Here is a 5,374-nt window from a genome sequence, read left to right as displayed (position 1 = left end):
CCAATAGGTCTCTTGCGACAGATCCCCACGCTCACGCCTCAAATCGTGGGAGATGCGTTTTTGTGAGTTCCAACCTCGGATGACGGAGAGCCTTCAGAGTCGTCATACGCTTCGTGTTAAATGCGAACTGGTTGCCAGTCATATTCTTCGTCGGGTTCTTGAATTGGACGCTCGGACATGATCTGTGCTTTGTCTTCGTCGCAATCGACGTAAGAGGCCCCGTTCGCCGTCAAATCGAGTGCAGAGTCTTCGACATAACCGTTCGAAAGCGACATCAGACGTTCCGCCGGTCTCGGACCTGGTTCGTCATCCATCGCCTGAACGGAAGCCTTTCCTCGTTCGAAAGCGGCGTAGACAGCCTTCGCACTCTCCTTCATGCGGCGGTTTGCTTCGGCGAAATCGTATTCCTGCATAAGGTCGGTCAAGACGCCTGCGTAGGTCTCGTTGTGAGGGCCTTCGACCACGTGCGCGACCTCATGCATGGCAAGCGCCTGAAGACGCTGTCTGTCGGCGAGGCTCGACGTCTTGTACCTGAGCGTTCCATCCGGATTAACCGGGTTCAGCAGGAATGAGCAGCTCCCGTATCCGTTCCTCACGCACATTGCGCTGAAGTTCACGGTTCTTTCCACGTCGCCGTCCCACTTCTTCTCCGGTGCCGAATAAACCCAGCCGACATTCCAGTCGAAGGAACCAATGTTCGGATGGGTCTTCATCAGCGTTTCGACGGCGACTGAGCATGCGGCCGTCCATGCCGATAGAAGTGTCTTCGACGTTCTTCCCCGCCCGGATACTTCGTCCCACTTTCTTGGATCGTTTCGACGCATCGCCTGCCGGGTTTTCGGGTTTGTGCTAATCACTTTAACGGTGACATCGGTGAAATCCGCAAGTTTCCTTGCATTCTCTTCGGAAGTCTTTTTCTGTTCGGCCGCCATTCGCGTCTTGATGACCTCAACGATCATTCGCGTGAGATCGTCCGATGACGCCTCCAGGAAGGCATTCACCCGGTTCCCGAGATACTTGCTCTCCGCCGCCGCAGCGCTCTTCGCCTTGCGGTAATCCTCTCCGAAGAAGTAGGTGATTTCCGGATCATCCTCGGAGGTCACCCGGTCCATGAACGTGTTGCCGAAATCGACCGCCGAGTTGACGAAGTCACCAAAGACATCGGTTGTCAGACCGAGTGCGAGAAGATCCGCTTCCGAACGGATTTCGTGCTTATCCGTTTTCTTCTCGGCGTATTTGATCTTCTCGATGATGCCAAGTTCAGATTCTTCGACCTTGTCCCCGATGTGTTTTTCGAGGTTCGGTCGGGCCGCAACTTTCCGGCCCAACTCTCCCGGGATCGTGAAATGTTCCTTAGCCTTCTTTTCCTCGAGTGCCGACCTGTTGTCGACGGTCAGCTCCGCGATGAGTTCACGGACGACCTTCTTGTATGGTCCTCTGAGAGAATCGCGATTGGAGTTCATCGCCTGTCGTGCGTACTCGCGCTTCAGCTCGATGATGACTTGCGTCCGCTCGTCGCTCAAGGGCTCCGTAAACATGGAGGCGCCGTCGACGCGGACGATGATCTTGCCCTTATGCGCAGCCTGCCTGCCCTCGCTTGTGTGAACCGTCGCGAATTCGACTGGATCCGCATCCTCTTCGGGGCGGGCGCTGAGCGCCCTTTTCGCCGGACCTCTTATCGTCCGTATTTTTATCTCGGATTCGAAGAATTTCTCAGGCGACTTCCCATTGATGGTGACGTTCGCAGACAGCTGGCTCTCGGAGAGATACTCCTTTAGCTTTGCCTTCATGTTTTCAACCGTCGGAATACCACTGAAGCGTCCGCCGCTTTCGGGGTCGAGATCCACCTCGACCCGGCAACCCTTATTACCCCCGGCCGCCCTAAACTTTTTCAGGAGATAGATGTCCTGATCAATGTCGCGGATCGTGTGACCGTTATGTTCCGCCTTAATGCGGAGATGGGAATCGTTGATTTCGGCGAGCTTTTCGATCGCTTCCGAGAGATCCATGTTCACGAAGTTGGGGCCATCACCGAGTACGAACCTGTCGCCCGTCATGATGGAATACCTGTCCTGCGAGAAGCAGGTCATCAGGCGGGCGCGTCCGAACCCACCGATCGTCGATTCATCGTCTTTCGTTGATGCGCCGATCGCGAAATAGACGTCGTCCAGAACGTCTTTTGTCATTCCGCAGCCGTCGTCCGAAAAGACGATGCGCGTGACCTCCCTCTCGGAGTTTCCAGGTTCGTCGAAGCTACCTCGTTTTCCGGTCTTCTCGATCTCGATGTCGATATTCTTCGATCCGGCATCGACGGAGTTTTGGAAAAATTCGCGCCAGAAGGACAAAAGCCAGTCGGAATAGAACTGGTCGCGCTCCTTAATAAAGAAGCTCTTCGGCGTTTCGATCTGACGTCTGTCCATTCGGCGCTCTCTGTGTGTGTAGGTTACGCCTTTTCGAACGTAACCCTCTTGCTGGATGTAACCACATCGCCAGCCATTGTTACTACGACCGCAACAGAGCACGCTTGCGCGTCGGTCAAGACATCATCCTCAAGACTTCCGATCACCCACCTGCGGAGTTCCGCACCGGCTTCCAGTTCGGCTCCCCTAAGGGTCAACTCCTCGATTTTGCGTTCGCCCTCGTCCATGACGACGGTGATGCATTCATCGGAAGGCCTTGCGATGATGTCTATTGCCATGATGAGCCGTCAATCCTTTTTTCGCATCATTCGAGGAAAGGTACAAAATTAGCGTCTGGTGGTCAGGCCGATGTTTTCCAACTCCGCGCGCTTGCGAAGTTCCTTGCGGTAACGCTTCTCGGATTCAGTCGACTTGCGCCGGCGCTTCTCCGACGGTTTCTCGAAAAATTCCTTCCTGCGGGCTTCCTTGGTGATGCCCTCCGATTGGATTTTTCTCTTCATGATCTTAAGGGCTCTTTCGACGTTGTTCTCGTACACGCGTACCCGCACTAGACTTCCTTCCTCTAAAGCATCCTGGAAAACTAGCATCAATCATAGAACGCCGCCCGCCCTTGGAACAACCGAATCCCATGTGATCAGAATTCGAATCCTAGACACTAATGGTATTGACAGCCCATGAAGGGGCCGGCACCCTGGATTTGGAAATGCTTTCGCCTCGAATGTCTCAAGGATTCAAATGACGGCCATAGACCATGAAACCGCGGAAATCAGCGAAAGCGACGTTTCGTCATTCAAGAACTTCCTGATTTCAACGGGGCGGAGCAGCGGGACCATCTCGAAGCGCCTCACCGCGTTCCGAAAGGTTCTCTCCGCGATCGACGGCATCTCCGATTTCGTGTCAATCGCCGGCGACGGCGAGTTCGCGGACGACTTCTGGATGTCACACCTAGCTTCTCTCAGTCCATCTCAAGCCGAGCAGAGTCGACCCCTCAAGAGGCTTATTCGAGAGTGGCTCGAGGATGCCGAGGTCATGGGGAAGTCGTGGCGACTGTCTGCCATGGAGTACAGATCCGGTTCCTCAGCACTTCGCCTCGCCGCTGAAGCCTGCGGCGCTGAGTTCGCATACTCGGCAATCTGTCCGCCCCGTCAAGAGATCATGGAGTATTTCGGCTCTCATCACTGCGGCGGGGAGACGGAAGATCTGGATCTTCTCGTATCGGAATTCCCCTTCTCTGCGTTCGCAGGTTCGGAGAACCCCGACCCCATAATCCTGGATGCGATCAGGGAAATATCGTCGTTCGTCGACCGCGCCCAAGTCTCCGTTCTTCGCGTTGATTGGACCATCGGCCGGATGATCGGGTCGAATCCAGGCGACTATCTTCGGGTGTTCGAAAAATCCTTCCCGGAACTTTTTGTTCAAGCGGTCGTCGCTCCCTACAAGAACGTCGTTCCCGTCGATCGTGTCGATCTGTTTGTCGTAGCGTCGCATCAGGACATGCACCAGGCGAGATCGGTCGCCGCAGCGCCCCACGAGGCGGCGGCACCTCGTTCCGACGACCCTCGTTCTCTTGCGGATGCCCTGGGCTTCCCTGAGCGGTTTCCGGTTTCATTCGAAGGCATTGAGGAAGCCCTTCAATCGAGCGCGGCCGTACCGGTCGCGGAGCGCGTGATCCGCGGCATCTTGCGCAATGCGGTGTTGGTATGAACCCTATGAATTCGATCATTAGTTTCTTTACGGGCGCGGGTTTTCTTGACCTGGGGTTCGAGCATGCCGGCTTCAGCGTCGACATGGTTAACGAGTGGGATCCGAGCTTCCTTCGCGGATATCGTCACGCCCGGGAAAAGATGGGGTCCAAACCGCCGAAATACGGCCACCACCTCGGCTCCGTGGAGGAATTCACGGACGGCTCGTTGCGCGATCTTTTGAGGTCCATCGTCGTCGATGCCCAGAGGGGCGGCAGAAAGGTCGGTTTCGTCGGAGGTCCTCCATGCCCTGATTTCTCGATCGCGGGTAAGCAAGCCGGGAGCGAAGGCGACAACGGCCGTCTTACGGGGGTCTATTTCGACATCATCAAGGACGCGAAGCCAGACTTCTTCATCTTCGAGAACGTCGAGGGACTTTGGCGGACGAAGGCTCACCGAGAGTATTACGATGCCTGCAAGGCGGGCATGGCCGCCGCCGGATACGTTCTCTACGACAGACTCATTAACGCGATCAATTACGGAGCGCCTCAGGATCGATCCCGAATTTTCCTGGTCGGTGTCCTGAATGACGTTTCCGGTCGCTCCTTCCCGTGGGAGGTCGGCATGAAGTCGGAAGATGACCTCCTGTCTCTGGACTGGCCTGTGCAGGATCCGTTCCTCCCTGGTTCCCTGACCTCTCTCCCCAGTCCCGATCTCCCCGAACACCTGACGGTGGAACATTGGTTCAGGAAGAACGACGTCGAGAACCATCCGAACTCCGGAATGTACTTCCAGCCGAAATCCCCAAAGATCGCGAAGATCGACGAAGGAGATTCCTACTCCAAGTCATTTAAACGACTGCATCGTTGGCGTTACAGCCCGACGGCCTGCTACGGACACAACGAGGTGCATCTGCATCCCTACAAGCCTCGCCGGATATCCGTTGCCGAGTCCCTGGCTCTCCAATCCTTGCCGCCGAGCTTCGAACTGCCGACGGACATGACCTTGAGCGCGGCCTTCAAAACGATCGGAAACGGCGTTCCCTACCTTGCCGCCAAGGGACTTGCCGAGAGCGTCGCGGCACACCTTTCCGCCGAGATCGAGGAGCTGTCGATCGCGGCCTGACATGAATCCTTGGGGGAAACCGCTAAACATATCGAATACCGGAGGGCAGAAGCGACCGCCGACATTTAGCTCTCGATGTTCCGAAATCGGCTTTTTCTTACCGGAGCGCGCCGTATGTCCCCGTCCTTCCGGGCGGGGAAGACGTTA

5 protein-coding genes are annotated in these 5,374 nt (G+C 56.0%); 2 read left to right on the top strand and 3 right to left on the bottom strand.

Annotated elements, in window-relative coordinates:
• Positions 1-116 precede the first annotated feature (116 nt).
• Genes E1297_RS04640 through rpsU form a run of 3 tightly spaced genes read right to left on the bottom strand, consistent with a single transcriptional unit; the run spans position 117 to position 3,007 of the window.
• Complete coding sequence (locus E1297_RS04640) at positions 117-2,420, bottom strand: ATP-binding protein (protein WP_155134511.1); 2,304 nt, start codon at positions 2,418-2,420, stop codon at positions 117-119.
• A 23-nt stretch (positions 2,421-2,443) separates the two neighbouring features.
• Positions 2,444-2,698: a hypothetical protein gene (locus E1297_RS04635; RefSeq protein ID WP_155134508.1), complete on the bottom strand. Its 255-nt coding sequence runs from the start codon at positions 2,696-2,698 to the stop codon at positions 2,444-2,446.
• Between the two features lie 48 nt (positions 2,699-2,746).
• Positions 2,747-3,007 carry a 30S ribosomal protein S21 gene (rpsU, locus tag E1297_RS04630; RefSeq protein WP_155134514.1) on the bottom strand — a complete coding sequence of 87 codons (261 nt, stop codon included), beginning with the start codon at positions 3,005-3,007 and terminating at the stop codon, positions 2,747-2,749.
• Positions 3,008-3,155: 148 nt separating this feature from the next.
• On the opposite strand from rpsU, the gene E1297_RS04625 reads away from it, so the two are divergent.
• Positions 3,156-4,124, top strand: a complete 969-nt coding sequence (locus E1297_RS04625) for a hypothetical protein (RefSeq protein ID WP_155134505.1) — start codon at positions 3,156-3,158, stop codon at positions 4,122-4,124.
• A 5-nt stretch (positions 4,125-4,129) separates the two neighbouring features.
• Positions 4,130-5,227, top strand: coding sequence for a DNA cytosine methyltransferase (locus E1297_RS04620; RefSeq protein ID WP_209015644.1), 1,098 nt, complete (start codon positions 4,130-4,132; stop codon positions 5,225-5,227).
• The last annotated feature ends 147 nt before the right edge of the window (positions 5,228-5,374 follow it).

It is taken from the genome of Roseibium sp. RKSG952, assembly GCF_009711355.1.
The sequence above is the reverse complement of the archived record's forward strand: the minus strand, read 5'-3'. Positions and strand labels throughout refer to the sequence as shown.

Excerpts from the sequence above, each read along its gene's own strand:
- E1297_RS04640 (WP_155134511.1), bottom strand. The coding sequence starts at position 2,420 with ATGGACAGACGTCAGATCGAAACGCCGAAGAGCTTCTTTATTAAGGAG.
- E1297_RS04635 (WP_155134508.1), bottom strand. The coding sequence starts at position 2,698 with ATGGCAATAGACATCATCGCAAGGCCTTCCGATGAATGCATCACCGTC.
- rpsU (WP_155134514.1), bottom strand. The coding sequence starts at position 3,007 with ATGCTAGTTTTCCAGGATGCTTTAGAGGAAGGAAGTCTAGTGCGGGTA.
- E1297_RS04625 (WP_155134505.1), top strand. The coding sequence starts at position 3,156 with ATGACGGCCATAGACCATGAAACCGCGGAAATCAGCGAAAGCGACGTT.
- E1297_RS04620 (WP_209015644.1), top strand. The coding sequence starts at position 4,130 with ATGAATTCGATCATTAGTTTCTTTACGGGCGCGGGTTTTCTTGACCTG.